Source organism: Alkalihalobacillus sp. FSL W8-0930, from assembly GCA_037965595.1.
GTDB lineage: Bacteria > Bacillota > Bacilli > Bacillales > Bacillaceae_D > Alkalicoccobacillus.
Map to the genome: position 1 here is coordinate 1450966 of CP150183.1, position 17560 is coordinate 1468525.

Genomic DNA, 17560 nt, shown 5'->3' on the forward strand with positions numbered 1-17560 from the left:
CTAAAGTAACTTTTCATTTCTTTGTAAAAAAGGTTACCTAATGTGAAGGGTATTAGAAAAATAGAAGATACCTTACTTAAGCAATGTGGTTTTACAACCATAAAAGGGGTCGATAAAAATTGATAAATAAGCTTAAAAAGTCTATGTTACTTATGTTTATCCTTCTCTTGTTTGTTCCAACGATTGCAGAAGCAGATGCCGTTCCAGGTGATGTAATCGTTACACTAGGAGCTGATTTGTCTCCAGCACAAAGAGAAGATCTACTGAAGGAAATGGATGTAACAGATCAGGTTGAAACATTAGAAGTCACTAATGAAGAAGAACATGTGTATTTAGGAGATTATATAAGTAAAACGAACATAGGAAGCCGTGCGTTATCTTCTTCAAAAATCACGATGACAAAGTCCGGTGAAGGAATTAATGTTCAAACGAATAATATCACATGGGTATCAGATAAAATGTATGCCAACGCCCTTGTAACAGCTGGTGTTGAGGATGCCGACATTTATGTTACAGCTCCATTTGAAGTGTCTGGTACTGCTGGATTAACTGGATTAATCAAAGCATATGAAGTCGCCGCAGGTGTCGATATACCCGAAGAACAGAAACAAGTGGCAAACGAGGAAATGGTTCGCACAGCGGAATTGAGCGAGTCCATTGGCGTTGATGAAGCGACAGAATTAATTAACCGCATTAAAGAGGAAATTGGAGATCAACCTGTTGAATCAGAAGAAGATTTACGAGCGTTGATTCAACGAGTTGCGAATGAACTTGGCATTACCCTATCGGACGAAGAATTAAATGGTCTTGTTTCTCTGTTTATGCGCATGAAGGATCTAGACATAAACTGGGATCAAGTACAAGATCAGATTTCTAAAGTACGTGATAACTTAGGTGAATTTTTAAATAAAGAGGAAACACAATCATTTTTAAGTAGCTTTTTAGATTTTATTAACCAGATTATCGAATCGATTAAAGGCTGGTTTAAATAATCTTAAGAGAGAAGGAGTCCTATACTCCTTCTCTATCTTCGTTCATAAAATGATACCGTTTTATTTTAACAAAACTGAAACCGAATGGTATGATCATACGTATAGATTAGTGGAGAAAGGGGAGATGACGGAATGGATTGGCTTGATAGCGCAAGTATCGGCTTTATCGTGATCTTTTTAGGAACATTGTTTTTATTCGGTGAATTGCTCGTTAAAGCACGAGGACTATTCGCCTTGCTTGGAGTAGGACTAACGGCTGCCTATTTCTTATATCATTTAACTGGAGATACAGGATTCTGGGTAGTGATTCTTTATTTGATTGGGATTGCGCTCATCATTTTGGACGGGAAGCTCTTTTCTGATGGGACGGTTGGATTAATTGGTGTAATCCTTATGGTTGTGGGGCTAGCGATTCCAGCTCCGAGCTTAGTCTATGGTATTTTAGTTGGGATGGCCTTTATCCTAGGTGCACTTAGCTCATTGTTCTTCTTAAAGGTTTTTACACGCAGACAAATGTGGGCAAAGCTTACGTTTAAAGATCGATTAACCAGTGACCGCGGCTATAATTCTATTAATGAGGGCTATAAAGAGTTGGTTGGCAAAAAAGGGAAGACGTTAAGTTCACTCAGACCAACCGGTACAATTGTAATAGAAGGTCAGCCATATAGTGCAACAAGTGGAGGGCAATGGATCGAACAAGAAAAAGACATTGAAGTGTTATCAGTTGATGGAACAAGAATCTTAGTTGCAAAAATTGAAGGACTACAAGCAACGAAAGAAGAGTAGAAAAACGTTAATCCGTTTTTCTACTCTTCTTTTTTTGTGGAAGCTGAAGAATGAAATAACTGTACAAAGCAATAACAAGGCCGATCCATAAAAAGAGGGGAATAAAATCACCAATGACAATAATCCAAGCATAAAAAATAACTGGAAGTGTAATAGTATGAGCGGCGATTTTCCATAAATGTACGTATGTAATAGATGGGTTACTCCTTTGCAAGAATCGACCGACAAATGCAAGAAGTGAAATACCCATAAAGGCTACACCAATCATAACGCTTAGAATAATGATTGAAATGATTCCTAGCAGAATAGGTAGAAACGATTTAATGTCGGATAGTTGTTCCAGGATATCTGATGTTGTAAAAACGTCGTCTCCGAGTAACGTATAGGGGAGAGCTTGATTCACATTAGCCGTATGAAACACAACAGATTGTTCCTGCATGAGAATCGCTTGGGAATCCAACTGATCAACTGAAAGCTGATTATCAGGATCCATGATGAGTTGATTCGTTTGATGAAGTTCCACAACAGATGGAGTCGGTTCAATAGTAGTTTGAAGAAATCCTTCTCTAATCGTGAAATCAATATTTTGTTCGACTAATGCTTGTTCAATGTGTGTAATTCCTGACCAAATGGAGACACTTAAAACAAGACAATAGGGAATAAGAGCAATCAATATCGTGAAGCATACGTGTCCTAATATATGGATCGTCTGACGAAACCGAGAAGCAAGAATGGATTGCCTGTGATACATACTCTTTAAAAACCAAGTAAAAAAACGCATGAAGCCTCTCCTGTTTCATTTTTATTTTTTATGATAGCGGAAGCGGATTCATTCAGCAATAGCAACACACAACGTTCACAAAAAAAGGCTTGTGAAATAGATAACTTGTACTCTTTTGTAAATTGTGGTTTACAAATAATTAATATATGTTTAATAATAGACACGTATGTGCGTGATTCATGTCGAATAAACGTATGATGAAAGATGAAGGGATGAGATTGTGTGGATGTTCAATCGCTCGTATTTACGTTTCTTGGAGGCATAGGGATCTTTCTATTTGCTGTAAAGTTTATGGGAGATGGTCTTCAAAAAGCGGCAGGCGACCGTTTGCGGGATTTGTTAGATAAGTTTACGTCAAATCCATTCATGGGTGTGTTAACAGGTATTCTTGTTACAGCAGCCATTCAAAGCAGTACAGGAACAACGGTTCTAACGATTGGCCTTGTTAATGCAGGGTTCATGACACTTAGACAAGCGATTGGTGTAATAATGGGTGCCAACATTGGTACCACAACAACAGCATTTATCATTAGTATTAACTTATCCGAGTATGCATTGCCAGTCATTGCTTTGGGTGCCTTTATGCTGTTCTTCTTTAAATCACCAAAGGTTACTAATATCGGACAAGTAGTGTTTGGTATTGGAGCTTTATTCTATGGACTAAAATTAATGGGACAAGGATTAGCACCTTTAAGTGATATGCCAGCATTTGCTGAATGGACCGTAAGATTAAGTGAAAATCCATTGCTTGGGGTCCTAGTAGGAACTGTGTTAACAGTTATTATTCAAAGTTCATCTGCAGCCATTGGAATTATTCAGCAGTTATATGCTCAAGGAGCTATTGATCTGACAGCGGCTTTACCTGTTTTATTTGGAGATAATATTGGTACAACGATCACTGCAGTGATTTCAGCCATCGGTGCAACCGTAGCTGCCCGAAGAGCTGCACTGACTCATGTAATCTTTAACTTACTTGGTACGGCAATCGTTTTGATTGTATTACGATACTTCCAGCAATTTATTGAATATCTTGCTGTTACCTTTAATTTAAATCCAATGATGCAAATAGCAACCGCACATGGTGTATTCAACGTGGCCAACGTGATTATGCTATTCCCATTCATTGGAGTACTTGCTTGGATTGTAACGAAGCTTATTCCTGGTGAAGACGCGATCGTTGAATTCAAATCAAAACACCTTGATACTCGTTTCATTGGAAGCTCGCCTTCTATTGCACTAGGACAAGCACAACAGGAAGTATTGCGCATGGCGGAATACTCTTACGAAGGACTTGACCAGGCGGCACAGTATCTTGTATCAGGAGATAAAAAGCAAGCAGAGAAGACGGTTCAGTATGAAAATGCGATAAATAACTTAGACCGTGAAATTACGGATTACTTAATTCAAGTGTCATCTCAGTCCCTTTCTGACATGGATTCAAAAAAACACTCAACACTTCTAGATTCCATCCGTGATATTGAGCGAATCGGTGACCACATGGAAAACATTGTTGAATTAAAAGATTTCCAGAAATCAAATAAAGTATCGATGTCTGATACAGCAATATCTGATCTTAACGAAATGTTTGAACTTACAAAAGAAACATTAAAAGCAGCCATTGATGCACTTGAGCATCATGATGTTGAAAAAGCTAAAGGTGTACTTGATAAAGAAGAATTAATAGATAAGATGGAGAGACGTCTGAGAAAGCAACACATCGCTCGTATGAACGATGGAAGCTGTTCTGGTGGATCTGGAATCGTATTTGTTGATATCGTAAGTAACCTAGAGCGAATTGGTGATCACAGTGTGAACATCGCAGAAGCTGTAATTGGAGAATATTAATTTCACTTTGTGCTGAGTAGGGGATTCCTCATCTCAGCACTTTTTTCTAAGGATGTGCTTGTCCGTCAAATAGGCATGTGGTAAAGTATTTCTTGCAGGTTTTAACCCTCGCAAAAAAAATAAAAACTTTTTTATAAAAAGTATTGCGTGCTTTTAAATATCATGGTAAGATAGTTCTTGTCTTGAGGGACACAATGTTCCACAGTAGCTCAGTGGTAGAGCAATCGGCTGTTAACCGATCGGTCGTAGGTTCGAGTCCTACCTGTGGAGCCATAATATGGCGGTGTAGCTCAGCTGGCTAGAGCGTACGGTTCATACCCGTGAGGTCGGGGGTTCGATCCCCTCCGCCGCTACCATAATTACATAAGTTGGATTTGATGACTGACATGGCGGTTGTGGCGAAGTGGTTAACGCACCGGATTGTGATTCCGGCATTCGTGGGTTCAATTCCCATCAGCCGCCCCATCTTGGACCCTTAGCTCAGTTGGTTAGAGCACTCGGCTCATAACCGATCGGTCGTAGGTTCGAGTCCTACAGGGTCCACTCTTATCCGTACTTATCTTATATCCTGGAGGAATACCCAAGTCTGGCTGAAGGGATCGGTCTTGAAAACCGACAGGCGGGTCAAACCGCGCGGGGGTTCGAATCCCTCTTCCTCCTTCAAAAACGAAAAACTCCGAACGCATTCACGCGTTCGGAGTTTTTTTTGTGTGCAAAGGGAATTAAGAACAAAGGACGTGATATCCAGAACAATGAGATTTTTACTAAGAACAAAAGAGCTTTAACAAGAAGAGCGGACTGCGCATTCAGCTCGGGGCACATCCTACCAAGAAACAGGTGCTGATACCAAGAGAAAAGAAGCGGAAACCAAGCTTGAAGCCTTAATAGCAAGACCAAATTACCTGTTAACAAGAACATTGTGTGGAAAAGCAAGATCTCCAGCTCTGGCGAGGGATGGGTGAGGGAGACCAAGAATAAAGAGCTCCCAATCAAGAGCGATTAAATTTTTACCAAGAACCAAAGAGCCTTAACAAGAAAAACGGACTACTCATCAAGCCTGGGGCACATCCCACCAAGAAACAGGTGCTGATACCAAGGAGAAAGAAGCGGATACCAAGCACAAGGCCTCAATAGCAAGACCAAAATTCCTAATAACAAGAACCTTTAATAAGAGAACAAGAAGAACCTCAGCTCAAGCAAGAACTTCAACTTTAAAAATAGGAATTTGCGGAATATCATGAAGCCTTCTCAAAATAACGCCACACCCCTCCAATTTAATTTTCATCCCCAAACAAAGACCACTTTCACCTCCGATAAAAACAATTCAAATGAATTCCACGTTTAATCATCTAATCCAAGTGGAAACTATATGTTTAGAACCGCTTTGAGGCAGAGTCGTTTCATTTGCATATATCCATTTTATTTGATAACTTAAAATGGAAGACTTAAGAAACATTTATGTTTCAAAAGTTCTACTAATAGGTACTCATTTTAAGGAGGAGAATCAACATGGCATACGAATTACCACAATTACCTTACGCAGCAAACGCACTTGAACCTCACATCGATGAGCAAACAATGAACATTCACCATGACAAGCACCACAATACTTATGTAACAAAGCTAAACGCAGCTCTTGAAGGTCATTCTGATCTTGCAAGCAAATCAGTGGACGAGCTAATCAGCGATCTTGATGCTCTACCTGAATCTGTTCGTATAGCAGTACGTAACAACGGTGGCGGACACGCTAACCACACATTCTTCTGGGAGCTTCTAACTCCAGGTGGAAGCACTGCTCCAACTGGCGAGCTTGCTGACAAAATCACTGAAGAATTTGGCAGCTTTGACAAGTTCAAAGAAGAATTTGCTAATGCAGCAGCTAATCGTTTTGGATCTGGCTGGGCATGGCTAATCGTTGACGGTGGTAAGCTTGCTATTACAAGCACACCAAACCAAGATACACCTGTAATGGAAGGTAAGTCTCCTGTTATCGGTTTAGACGTTTGGGAGCACGCATACTACTTGAATTATCAAAACCGTCGTCCTGACTACATTAACGCTTTCTGGAATGTAGTAAACTGGGATGTTGCTGCAAAGAACTACGAAGCAGCTAAATAAGGTTAATTCGACCACCACACACTTGTTGTGTGGTGGTTTTTTTGTTGTAAGCAAAACTTCCTGCATAACCCGAACCGAGAGTGACAAACTATCTCGGAGGGGGTGACTTCATGCAGAGAAAAACCCTGAATCGTTTTATCGGTCAAATTGATCTTACACGGGACCTCGTCATGCTTCTAATTATTGGAGGATTGTATGCATTAAGCATTGCGCTCTCAAACACATTTGTGAATGTATACCTCTGGAAGCAGTCAGGTGAATTTCTCCATTTAGCTTTGTATAACTTAGCGGCTGTAATATGTCAGCCTATTGCTTTCTATTTGGCGGGTCGATTATCTAAGAAAATAGATCGAGTGTACGTGCTGCGTATTGGTGTGGCCGTCCTTTCACTATTTTATTTTTCTGTCCTCTTTATTGGAGGAGGATCCATTCCAGCCATTTTACTTCTTGGGGCTCTGGTTGGGTTTGGACTCGGCTGCTACTGGCTCGCATTTAATGTATTAACCTTTGAAGTGACCGAGCCTGAAACAAGAGATTTCTTTAATGGATTTTTAGGATTACTTACTTCTTTTGCTGGTATGGTTGGTCCGCTTTCAGCGGGTGTAATTATTACAGCGATGAACAAAACAACAGGATATCACGTGATTTTTAGCATCTCCTTATTTATTTTCATTATTGCCGTTTTCTTAAGCATGTCATTAAAAAAACGGCATGCTACGGGTCAGTTTAATGTTGGGCGCATCTTAAAAGAAAAGAAGCTTAACCATGCATGGAGCAGAATTCTTTATGCTCATTTTTTCCAAGGAATACGAGAAGGAACGTTTGTGTTTGTGATCGTAGTTTGGGTCTATACCGTAACCAGTAGTGAACTGGCATTAGGTACGTATGGTTTAGTGACATCAGCAACACAACTAGTGGTGTACTACGCTGCGGGTAGATTAATTAAAGAAAAGCTTAGAAAAAAAGCCATTCTGCTTGGAGGACTACTGTTATATGGAGCGATCTTTTTAATTCTGTTTAACGTAACGTTTCCTAAATTGATTACGTACGGAATCATCATTTCGATTGCTTATCCTATCCTGCTTGTTCCGTATGTATCTCTAACATATGATGTGATTGGGAAAGCGTGGAAGGCTGCAGAAATGCGGGTAGAATATATGGTAGTCCGTGAATTGTACTTAAACTGTGGCAGAATCGTATCGGTTCTTGCGTTTATTGCAGCCATTTCTTTTTTCCCTGAAGCTAAATCCATTCCTATCCTGTTATTAATACTCGGCGCGGGACATGCATGTATTTATTGGTTTGTTCGTACGATTTCATTCTCGAATCAGCCAACAAAACCAGCGCCAGGTCTTACCCCGCAAACAGAAGAAGAAGGGGGTACAGGAGGTTCAAACGCTTAAGAAAGAACTTTCTTTAACACCAAGACTGACTATGATATAATTATTGTATTCACCTGCCATGTCCGTGAGCTTCATTTTTGTTTTGAACCTTAATCAAGAAAAGGGAGCCTTACATCGAACTTTGGACAGTATGCCATTTATTGGACACTGAAAAAAGCTCTGCGGGCACCCACCTGCGAATAGTAGGTTCTTGAACGATGGGAGCAACGGCATCACGCGGGGAATCATCTTAATAATTGTGACTAACTTGTGAATGCAGACACCCTAACTAAGGTGTCTATTGGTGTGTATACATAGAATGTTGTTTTTAAAAAGGAGAGATACGATGGGGAAAAAGAATAAAAAGCGTAAACACGTCCCGGTTCGGTTAAATGTTTTATTTATCATTGTCTTTCTACTTTTCTCAGCCTTAATTCTTCGTCTGGGAGTTGTTCAGATAGTACAAGGGGAAGAGTATGAAAAGGAATTAACACAAACAGCGAATCAAACCGCTCGAATCGATGCACCACGTGGTGTGATGTATGACAGATTTGGCCATACTGTTGTTGATAACGAAATGGAGCTATCCGTTACGTATACAAACCCTAGTGAACAATCATCTTCAAAGAAAACAGAAGAAATGATTCGAATTGCTAATGAATTAGTAAAAATGATTGATGTCGATACAGAAAAAATTACGGAACGAGACAAAAAAGATTATTGGTACGAAACCACACCTGCGGATGAAAGACAAGAATTACTTAAAAACGTAGATGGTGAATTAAGTGGAGCGGAAGAATACCAAGCAATTATTGACCAAATTACAGATGAACAAATTAATTATAACGAAAATGAATTAAAGGTCATCGCAATTTACCGTGAAATGACCCGAGGATATGCAGGATCACCTCAACGCATTAAGCGTGCTATTACAGAAGAAGAAGCACATAAAGTGTCCGAGCATCTAGATAAGCTTCCGGGAGTGGACATTCTGCGTGACTCACGTCGTAGTTATGTGTATGGAGATACATTTAGAAACATTCTTGGGAATACAAGAACCATACCAGCTGAAAAAATTGATTCCTATTTAGCAAAGGGATACGATCGTTCAGACTTAGTTGGTAATAGTTATCTTGAAGCACAATATGAAGATGTACTACGAGGACAGAAGGCAGAAATTAATCGCAGCTCAACACGGAATGGTTCTCAAACTGAGAATACAGTAGACGAAAAACCAGGAAGTCGTGGCAATGACCTTGTGTTAACGATTGATATGGAGATGCAGCAAAAGTTAGAGGAAATTACTGAGAGTGCTGTGAAAGCTAATGCGGGTGCTTTTTTAGATAATCGTGAAGCTTATGCGGTCATGATGAACCCGAAGACTGGAGAAATCCTTTCTATGGTAGGTTTTAAAGATGATCCATCTAGACCAGATGATGTTAAAGTAAATGATTCTGGTGTGTTAAATGATCAATTTGAGATGGGATCATCTGTAAAAGCAGCATCTGTTTTGACTGGTTTCCATACAGGGGTAATGAGTCCAAGTACAGTTATTCAGGATAGAAAGTTAGAATTACCGGGTAATGTAACAAAGAGATCTGTAGGTGATTCAATGGGGCCGGTGAACTATTTGTCCGCTCTTGAAAGGTCTTCTAACGTTTACATGTTTTATATTGCAATGAGAATGGCCAACTATGAATATGCTCCTAAAAAAACGTTTACTGATTTGAATGCTGTAGACAATGCTTATGATGAAGCACGTTATTATTTTAGTCAGTTTGGTTTAGGAGCAAATCCCGGAATTGATTTACCTAGTGTAGCCACTGGATACATAGGTCCAAATGGAAATCCCGGAAACTTGCTGGATTTATTTATAGGTCAATACGATACTTATACTCCACTTCAAATGGTTCAATATATTTCCACTATTGCTAATGATGGTGCTCGTATGAGACCTCACCTTGTATCGGAAATACGTGAACCCTCTACAAATGGAGAAGAAGGCAATGTAGTTACACAAATGACGCCTGAAGTGTTGAATCAAATTGACATGAGTAAAGAGGATATACAACTTGTTAAGAATGGTTTAAAAAGAGTTGTGTATGGTTCAAGAGGTACCGCAAGTAGAATGGCACAGGGAAGAGACGGAGTTGAGAAAGTTAACTTTAATGCACAAATTCCTGATATGGCAGCTAAAACAGGTACTGCTCAGGTAAAAGTTAATGGTAGAGAAGCAAACAACCAAACTTTGGTTGGCTTTGCACCATTTGATGATCCAGAGGTTGCGTTTGCTGTTATTGTACCTGGTGTATATAAAACAACATCACCAAGTATTGCCCAAAAAATCGGTTCAAAGATGCTCAATGCTTACATCGACATCAACGAAAACCGCGAAGGACCAGAAGACGTAGAAACCGTCCTTGAAGACGTAGACACAGATCCAGAAGTAGAATAAGAATAAATCTTTTTAAAAGAAGCAGACACCCCGTCTGCTTCTTTTTTTCTGTCTGTTCTCTGGTGTTAATAACTTTTATGGTTTTTATCGGCGTAAATTGAAATGGGATTATGAAATCGGTTACAGTGATACAAAGATTAATAAAGCGCTTCCATTAAAGTGCATCTGAGAATGAGAGTAGGAGGGTTTTATATGTTAACTGTAATCGGACTTTTAATTATTATAACGATTGTTGGTTTATTGATGTGGGGAAAGATTAGCCCAATAGTAGGAATGGTGCTTGTTCCGATAGTTGGTGCGTTTGCAGCTGGGTTCAATCCATCTGAGATTATGGCGTTCACTGAATCAGGGATTGGAACGGTCATGAATGTTGTGATCATGTTTATCTTTGCTATTTTGTTTTTTGGAATCATGCAAGACACAGGCTTGTTTAATCCTCTAATTTCTGGATTAATTAAGGTGTCTAAAGGAAACGTTGTAACGGTTGCTACCTGTACAGCCATTGTTGGGGCGATTGCGCATCTAGACGGCGCTGGAGCCACAACATTCCTATTTACCATTCCAGCACTTCTACCGCTTTACAAGCAGCTGCATATGAGCCGCTACTTGCTGTTACTTATTATCGCAACAAGTGCGTCGGTTATGAATATGGTGCCTTGGGCGGGACCTACAGGACGGGTTGCCTCCATTTTGGGCGAGAGTCCAGCGGATGTATGGAGACCATTAATTCCTATTCAGATTATTGGATTGGTTATGGTTGTTATCTTAGCCTTCTTCTTAGGGATCCGTGAAAAGCGTCGAATTGCTCGGAAATTTGCGAACGGAGAAATCAAAGAGTCGGATCAAGCGTATTCAGGAAATCTAGCTCTTCAAGAGCAAGCAGCAACAATGAGTGAAGAAGACAAAAGCTTGTTGCGTCCGAAATTAATGATTGTTAACTTAATCATTATGCTGTCTACTGTAGCTGCTTTACTCGAAGCAACGTGGGAACCTGGTCTTATTTTCATGGTAGCATTAAGTGTTGCATTAGTTGTTAATTATCCTAATGTGAAATTACAGATGGAACGAATTAAAGTTCATGCACCAAGTGCTCTTTCAATGGCTTCAGTTATTTTAGCAGCAGGTGTATTTTTAGGAGTTATAAGAGAAACGGGAATGCTTGAAGCGATTGCTTTATCATTGGTTGATGTGTTACCTGCAGCCGTTGTACCTAATCTTCATATTATTATGGGCTTACTCGGTGTGCCTCTTGATCTTCTAACAAGTACAGATGCTTACTATTTTGCGCTTCTACCGATTGTTGATGGAATTACCTCTCAGTTTGGAGTAGAAACGGCATCAGCAGCATACGCGATGCTAATTGGAAATGTCATTGGAACCTTTGTCAGTCCGTTTGCACCGGCTCTATGGTTAGGAATTGGTCTGGCTGGAGCAGAAATGGGTAAACATATTCGCTACTCCTTCTTATGGATGTGGGGATTCAGTATCATTTTAGTATTAATCGCCGTTGTAATTGGTGTAGTATAATAACAAAAACCAGCGAATCTAAACATTCGCTGGTTTTTTTAAAATAATTTAAAGGGATTTTAAGAAGTTTGACGAATTATACGTAATAGAATCTAATCATGTAATTAAAGCAAAGATTTCAGCTGTAGACATACCACTTGTAATCTCATACGCACCTGGTTTTAAGAAACCTGCTAGATTTTGTTGTTCAGCTTGTCTTACAAAGTCCTGCTTGTTATCAATGATGTTTCCACGAATGAGTTCATCCGCTACTTGGAAGCTAGTCATTCCATTACGAATGATCAACAAGAATACTTCTTCAGATTCTTGTTCCTGCTCTTCTTCCTGTTCCTCTTCAGGTTCTTCTTCTGACTCCTCTTCTTCTCTAGCAGCATATTCTGCTTCAACTTCTAGTCGAGTCGTGTCAATCACCGTGTTCACTTCGTTTTCCCATTCTTCTGAGTTTCGAACCAGATAACCCTGTTCCTCTAATTGTCCGATCATTTCATCATCAGTAAGTAAGGTTTCAGCTTGTACTTCAGCATCGGTCTCATTAGAAGTGTTCGTAAAATAAACCGTTCCACACGCTACAGAGGCAACAATTAAGCCGATTGAGAAACTTCTTAATGAATTAGCCATGCGTGTACACCCTCTTGCCTTCTTCAGGGCGGTCTAAGAAGGGAGCAAGAACTTGATCGACTTCCATCGCATTTAAGCCAGTTTCAGACGCAATTCCTTCTGTTGAGTATCCTCTTTTATGCAGATCAAGAACATCCCTCATAATTTGAACCTGCGTTTCAGAGCGAGTGGCGAGAGGTGTGTGCTGTGCGACAATCTCAGCGTCTAGTTCTAATGTACGTATTTGCTTTTTTAACTGATAGATTTCCTGCATGAAGGAGATTGACATATTTTCAATCTGCTGTTCATACTTCGAATTTCTCTCTTTTCGAAAAAATGAAAGTAGTATAAGTAACACTGCTATACCAAGTAGGATCGCTAGTGTCCATTCCATTGTCATCAAACAAATGCCTCCTTAATTAACTTGATCGTTTTTTATTATACATGTGTTTTCGAGACATTTCGATCGAATCAACAATTTTTTTAAGGAAATGAGTGATATTTAGTTGAAATGTCACATATTTATAAGGCAAATTAGGTTGTTCATAAAAGTCTTTTTCTTTTTTTGTAGTCCTAGCTTTACTTACAACACGTAAGACAAATTAAGACAATTTACCCTTCTTGTACCGAATCCATGCAGGCGATATGATTTAGGAACTACCAATTAAAAAGGTTCGGTAATGAATAAGAAGGGGGATGAATCACTTGTCTGGCCAATCAAAACGCTCAATGTCTTTTTCTCTGCAATCAACTAGTAAACCCTTCCTATTTAAACGTAAAGGGACTGGCGATTCCACAAACAACAGACCGCTTATATGGATTCATTCAGACCAAGCTTTCTTATTAGTTCAAAGTCCAACAAGTATCGTAATGAATTGGGTTATTCAAAAAGAAACAAGGGATATGGTAGCCCTTCATTTTAATGAGTCCTGGAGACGCCTTCATAAAAAAATTCGTTTACATGATGTAACAAAGCTCATCTTCTCAAATGGATATTCAAATCGGTATCTTGAAGTGGAGGTGCCAGAGATGACAGATAACTGGCATTTTCACCAGTTAGATTCGGGATGCTCTTATTTAGCGGAATTTGGAGTGGGACAAGATAAGGATCAATTTCTGCCACTCTTTCGAACAAATACAATTGATACGCCAATCGTGAGCAGATTAGCCCAAAATGAGCCAAGCCAACTAGATTGGAAACAAGTGAACTTAGGGTCGTCAGGTCAATGGCAAGATCAATTTAGCGCTTATACGATTTATGATTGATATAGAGAGGAGAGCTGCAATGAAAAAAGGTTATTATTCGCTCATTCTTCATGCCCACCTACCTTATGTTAGGCATGAAGAGGATCATCGTTTAGAACAAAACTGGTTATTTGAAGCGATAACTGAATCGTATATCCCGCTCATTCATTCAATTGACCAAGCAAATCAAGCTCATGCTGTTACGCTCTCACTCTCGCCACCGCTTATGGAAATGCTTGCAGATCCACTTCTCCAAAAACGTTTTGTAAGCTACTTAAAGAATGTAGAGAGATTATTAAAGAAAGAAACTCGTTTTCAGAAACAGCATGAGGTTCCAGATGACTTATTAGCGTTTTACAAACGTAGATATTCCCTTATTCGAGACTTTATTAAGAAATGGAATGGTCAATTACTGTCAGCTTTTAAAGACCTTCACTTCAGAGGGTTGATCACTTGTATAACGTCCTCAGCGACGCATACATTCCTTCCTTATCTGTTAACAGAGGAAGGGGTTAGGCTACAGATTAAAGAAGGAATACGTTGCTTTGAAAAGCATTTTCAATTTACACCTAAAGGGTTTTGGGTTCCCGAGTGTGCCTTTAATGATCGAGTGGACAAGGTACTCGCGGAAGAGGGGATTCTGTATACGTTTGTTGATGAGCATGCATTGCTCCAATCAAATCCTCGTCCTGAGAAGGGAAGTGGTGCACCTGTTTTGAGTAAACAAGGTGTAGCGCTCTTTCCAAGGCATACAAGCTTATCTGCGCAAGTATGGAGCTCAACAGATGGCTATCCAGGGGATGAATGGTACAGAGAATTTTATCGAGACATTGCTTATGAGCGAGAGTGGTCATACATAAAGCCACATATGCACCCTGAGGGTATTCGCTTTGACACCGGTCTTAAATTTAGTCGAGTGACTGGTCAAAGTGAGACGAAGGCATTCTACTCCCCTAAGGTTGCGGACGAACGAGTAAGTGCTCATGCGAACCATTTTATTGAAAAGGTGACTGAGCAAGCTGATCGGCATAAAGCGCAGTGTTTCCCACCTTATATGATGGTCACTCCATTTGATGCCGAATTATTTGGGCATTGGTGGTTTGAGGGGCCGGCATGGATTGAGAGTTTGATTAAACAATCTTATGATCAGATCGAGTGGATTACACCAGAGCTTTATTTAGAGGCGCATAATAGAGATTTAGAGACAGTAGATGTCTCATTTACAACATGGGGAAGAGACGGCTATGGCAGTGTCTGGATCAATGAAAAGAATTCCTGGGTTTATCCCATTTTTCATAAGATGGAAAGTACATTGTGTACGTTAATCGATCAATATAACGAGGAAGCCACAGATCTTGAGAAGCGAGCTCTAAACCAGCTCATGCGTGATTGGATGTTAGCTACAAGTAGTGATTGGGCTTTCATTATGGATGGGGATACGGCTACTGAGTACGCAACCTCACGCGTAAGAGAGCACGAGAAACGCTTTAATCAATTACTTACAGCGTTAATAACAAAGACGGTTACTCCAGCTGACCTTACTCGATTTGAAAAAGCCTATCCGTTTTTGTTGAATCTAAAGGGAGATGCCTTTTTTAAAACCGAGCTTCGTGATATTCAAGACAGGATTCCAAACGCAAATCAATCAGCTGTTTTACTTTTAACGTGGGAGTATCCACCGATTACGGCTGGGGGGTTATCCATTCATGTATCAAACCTAGCTGTTGCTTTAGCAAAAAAAGACGTGATTGTACATGTCATAACTAGCTATGTAGACGGCTTACCTACTTATGAAAAGGTGGAAGGTGTACATGTACACCGAGTGCAAAGCCTGCAACCATACGCTCCGAGCTTTCATGATTGGATTGGAGGGTTGAACTTCGCCATGGTAAAGGCCGGGGAAGCGTTAGCCAAAAAGCATAAGATCGATTTGATTCACGCCCATGATTGGTTAGTCAGTGTAGCGGCTATTGGATTGAAACAAAAGCTGCAAATCCCAATGATTGCAACAATTCATGCAACGGAACAAGGAAGAATGAAAGGGAATTTGAATCAACGGCAAAGTATAATCCAAGCAAAAGAAGAGCGATTAATGTATGAAGCCAAGCGAGTAATTGTATGTAGTGAATCAATGAAACAGGAGCTGAATTCACAGTACCGAGTCGCAAAATCTAAAATATCGGTTATCCCAAACGCCTCCAGATTTACTAGAAAAATTGAGAGCAAAGCATTAAATCAAAAGGTTACTCTTTTTAGCTTCGGCAGATTTGTTCCAGAGAAAGGATTTCAGTTCTTGTTGGAAGCGATCCAATTGTTGAGACACGAAGGATTAGACTTTCATTTGCAGCTAGCAGGTGAAGGGCCTTACTATGACCGACTGCTGCAATTAACTGAGTCACTGAAGCTAAAAAAGCATGTAACTTTTACAGGATTTTTAAATGCTTCTGAGTGTCTGGCAAAGCTTGAAGAAGCAGATATAGTGGTTGTTCCAAGTCTATATGAGCCATTCGGCCTTTCGGCGCTTGAAGCAATGAGCGTAGGAAAACCCGTAGTTGCCTCAAACGTTGGTGGTCTAAAGGAACTAATTACACATGAAAAAAATGGCTTACTGTTTGAACCTGGTGATGTGAAAGAGTTAGTGAATCAGCTAGCCTTGTTGATTAAAGAACCGCTAGAAAGAGCTAGAATTGCACAACAGGCCGCACAGGTTGCAGATCAATATACGTGGCAGCGCACAGCAGATTACACGCTTGAACAAATAAAAGAAGTAATAAATGAACGAGTCATCTCAACTTACTAAAAAGGAGCGAAAGTCATGGACCCCATTCGATCTGAACAATTTTTATGGACTGAAGAAAAAAGATTGGTTTCTCGAAACTCAAGTCCTCAGTCTACATTTAGCATGGATGGCCAACTAAAGATTGGCTCGAATCGACAAGCGATGCTTACACATAAAGAGGATTTGTTAATGCCCAAAACCAGACTTGGCATTTGGACAGACAGAGGTACCTCTTGGTTTTCAACAAATGAATGGGATTTGTTCCCTGGGTATTATCAAAAGAATGAATTACTTGTTAGTCATGCTTATCATCGGGATATGCATCTTTTAATTACGGCATTTGATCGTACTAATAAGTATGATCACGGATTTGTACGAACGTTAAGTATAAAAAATCAATCAGAGCAGTCTATTGCCTTTAAGCTACTGATTCACCAACAGCCACTTATGCCTGATCATTCGGAGGCACTAACCTTTTACGTCCCTGAAGAAAGAGCGCTCATTCATCATCAAGAGCATATGAGTACTTTAGTCGCAGCGAGGTTCGATGATGACATTCAAGTCCGCTATGAAGCAGGCTCCTACAAAAAGAATTGGAATGATCAAACAGGGACGGCTTTGTTTTCGCCTCTTGCTAGTGGTTCTGCCGAGAGTTTAATCATAATGAATGCACATATGAAACCTCATCAAGAGATAAAAGGGAACATGTGGGTGCTCCATCATGAGACTTTAATGGGCCTTGAAGAAGCTCATCATAGTGTGCAAACAGATGTCTTAAGATAATCGGGATAAACTGTAAAGAAAAAACACTTGATTCCTGCGCTTTGATTTGCTATCATAATCAAGTATGAAAGAAAGTAAGGAATGTTTGGAGGGATAAATTTATGCGTGTACAAGTTACTCTTGCTTGCACGGAAACTGGTGATCGTACGTACATCACTTCTAAAAACAAGCGAACAAACCCTGAACGTATTGAGCTTAAAAAGTATAGCCCGCGCCTTAAGCGCCACACACTTCACCGCGAGACAAAATAAGCAGGCGATTTTCGCCGCT

General features: G+C 40.0%; 14 protein-coding genes, 5 tRNA genes and 1 other RNA gene. 17 read left to right on the forward strand and 3 right to left on the reverse strand.

What is annotated here, in order from left to right; genetic code table 11:
* The first annotated feature begins 119 nt into the window (after positions 1-119).
* Positions 120-992, forward strand: a complete 873-nt coding sequence (locus tag NSQ54_07705; GenBank protein WYP27963.1) for a DUF1002 domain-containing protein — start codon at positions 120-122, stop codon at positions 990-992.
* Positions 993-1124: 132 nt separating this feature from the next.
* Positions 1125-1778: an NfeD family protein gene (locus NSQ54_07710; GenBank protein ID WYP27964.1), complete on the forward strand. Its 654-nt coding sequence runs from the start codon at positions 1125-1127 to the stop codon at positions 1776-1778.
* A gap of 7 nt (positions 1779-1785) precedes the next feature.
* Here NSQ54_07710 and NSQ54_07715 read toward each other — a convergent pair whose 3' ends face one another.
* Positions 1786-2559, reverse strand: coding sequence for a DUF1189 family protein (locus NSQ54_07715; protein ID WYP27965.1), 774 nt, complete (start codon positions 2557-2559; stop codon positions 1786-1788).
* A gap of 222 nt (positions 2560-2781) precedes the next feature.
* Between NSQ54_07715 and NSQ54_07720 the strand changes: the two genes are divergently transcribed.
* From NSQ54_07720 to NSQ54_07770, 11 genes are all read left to right on the forward strand, one after another.
* Positions 2782-4404, forward strand: coding sequence for a Na/Pi cotransporter family protein (locus NSQ54_07720; protein ID WYP27966.1), 1623 nt, complete (start codon positions 2782-2784; stop codon positions 4402-4404).
* 198 nt (positions 4405-4602) lie between these two features.
* Positions 4603-4677, forward strand: a tRNA-Asn gene (locus tag NSQ54_07725).
* A 6-nt stretch (positions 4678-4683) separates the two neighbouring features.
* Positions 4684-4760: transfer RNA gene (locus tag NSQ54_07730), tRNA-Met, on the forward strand.
* 33 nt (positions 4761-4793) lie between these two features.
* Positions 4794-4869, forward strand: a tRNA-His gene (locus NSQ54_07735).
* 4 nt (positions 4870-4873) lie between these two features.
* A tRNA-Ile gene (locus NSQ54_07740) sits at positions 4874-4947 on the forward strand.
* Positions 4948-4974: 27 nt separating this feature from the next.
* A tRNA-Ser gene (locus NSQ54_07745) sits at positions 4975-5064 on the forward strand.
* Between the two features lie 849 nt (positions 5065-5913).
* Positions 5914-6522, forward strand: a complete 609-nt coding sequence (locus NSQ54_07750) for a superoxide dismutase (protein ID WYP27967.1) — start codon at positions 5914-5916, stop codon at positions 6520-6522.
* Positions 6523-6632: 110 nt separating this feature from the next.
* Positions 6633-7925, forward strand: coding sequence for an MFS transporter (locus NSQ54_07755; GenBank protein WYP27968.1), 1293 nt, complete (start codon positions 6633-6635; stop codon positions 7923-7925).
* A 47-nt stretch (positions 7926-7972) separates the two neighbouring features.
* A non-coding RNA gene (gene ssrS / locus NSQ54_07760) (6S RNA) lies at positions 7973-8152 on the forward strand.
* A 98-nt stretch (positions 8153-8250) separates the two neighbouring features.
* Entirely contained in the window at positions 8251-10359 is a 2109-nt protein-coding gene (locus NSQ54_07765; protein ID WYP27969.1) for a penicillin-binding protein 2, read from the forward strand.
* 192 nt (positions 10360-10551) lie between these two features.
* Positions 10552-11886 carry a citrate:proton symporter gene (locus NSQ54_07770; protein WYP27970.1) on the forward strand — a complete coding sequence of 445 codons (1335 nt, stop codon included), beginning with the start codon at positions 10552-10554 and terminating at the stop codon, positions 11884-11886.
* A gap of 96 nt (positions 11887-11982) precedes the next feature.
* Here NSQ54_07770 and NSQ54_07775 read toward each other — a convergent pair whose 3' ends face one another.
* Together NSQ54_07775 and NSQ54_07780 are read right to left on the reverse strand one after the other, a co-directional pair.
* The gene (locus NSQ54_07775; GenBank protein ID WYP27971.1) at positions 11983-12504 is read right to left on the reverse strand and encodes a hypothetical protein; all 522 of its coding nucleotides are present in this window, start codon (positions 12502-12504) and stop codon (positions 11983-11985) included.
* The gene (locus tag NSQ54_07780; GenBank protein WYP28523.1) at positions 12497-12883 is read right to left on the reverse strand and encodes a hypothetical protein; all 387 of its coding nucleotides are present in this window, start codon (positions 12881-12883) and stop codon (positions 12497-12499) included. The genes NSQ54_07775 and NSQ54_07780 overlap by 8 nt, the downstream gene beginning before the upstream one ends.
* A gap of 305 nt (positions 12884-13188) precedes the next feature.
* Here NSQ54_07780 and NSQ54_07785 point away from each other — a divergent pair, with 305 nt between their 5' ends.
* The 4 genes from NSQ54_07785 (at position 13189) to rpmG (ending at position 17541) form a co-directional block, all read left to right on the forward strand.
* Positions 13189-13749, forward strand: coding sequence for a DUF4912 domain-containing protein (locus tag NSQ54_07785; protein WYP27972.1), 561 nt, complete (start codon positions 13189-13191; stop codon positions 13747-13749).
* A 19-nt stretch (positions 13750-13768) separates the two neighbouring features.
* A complete protein-coding gene (locus NSQ54_07790) occupies positions 13769-16528 on the forward strand; it encodes a 1,4-alpha-glucan branching protein domain-containing protein (GenBank protein WYP27973.1) in 2760 nt (919 codons plus the stop codon).
* A gap of 15 nt (positions 16529-16543) precedes the next feature.
* Positions 16544-17290 (forward strand): hypothetical protein, encoded by a 747-nt coding sequence (locus NSQ54_07795; protein WYP27974.1) that lies wholly within the window; start codon positions 16544-16546, stop codon positions 17288-17290.
* 101 nt (positions 17291-17391) lie between these two features.
* Positions 17392-17541, forward strand: a complete 150-nt coding sequence (gene rpmG / locus NSQ54_07800) for a 50S ribosomal protein L33 (GenBank protein WYP27975.1) — start codon at positions 17392-17394, stop codon at positions 17539-17541.
* Positions 17542-17560: the final 19 nt, after the last annotated feature.

Excerpts from the sequence above, each read along its gene's own strand:
- rpmG (WYP27975.1), top strand. The coding sequence starts at position 17,392 with ATGCGTGTACAAGTTACTCTTGCTTGCACGGAAACTGGTGATCGTACG.
- NSQ54_07755 (WYP27968.1), top strand. The coding sequence starts at position 6,633 with ATGCAGAGAAAAACCCTGAATCGTTTTATCGGTCAAATTGATCTTACA.
- NSQ54_07780 (WYP28523.1), bottom strand. The coding sequence starts at position 12,883 with ATGACAATGGAATGGACACTAGCGATCCTACTTGGTATAGCAGTGTTA.
- NSQ54_07710 (WYP27964.1), top strand. The coding sequence starts at position 1,125 with ATGGATTGGCTTGATAGCGCAAGTATCGGCTTTATCGTGATCTTTTTA.
- NSQ54_07770 (WYP27970.1), top strand. The coding sequence starts at position 10,552 with ATGTTAACTGTAATCGGACTTTTAATTATTATAACGATTGTTGGTTTA.
- NSQ54_07790 (WYP27973.1), top strand. The coding sequence starts at position 13,769 with ATGAAAAAAGGTTATTATTCGCTCATTCTTCATGCCCACCTACCTTAT.
- NSQ54_07750 (WYP27967.1), top strand. The coding sequence starts at position 5,914 with ATGGCATACGAATTACCACAATTACCTTACGCAGCAAACGCACTTGAA.
- NSQ54_07775 (WYP27971.1), bottom strand. The coding sequence starts at position 12,504 with ATGGCTAATTCATTAAGAAGTTTCTCAATCGGCTTAATTGTTGCCTCT.
- NSQ54_07795 (WYP27974.1), top strand. The coding sequence starts at position 16,544 with ATGGACCCCATTCGATCTGAACAATTTTTATGGACTGAAGAAAAAAGA.
- NSQ54_07765 (WYP27969.1), top strand. The coding sequence starts at position 8,251 with ATGGGGAAAAAGAATAAAAAGCGTAAACACGTCCCGGTTCGGTTAAAT.
- NSQ54_07715 (WYP27965.1), bottom strand. The coding sequence starts at position 2,559 with ATGCGTTTTTTTACTTGGTTTTTAAAGAGTATGTATCACAGGCAATCC.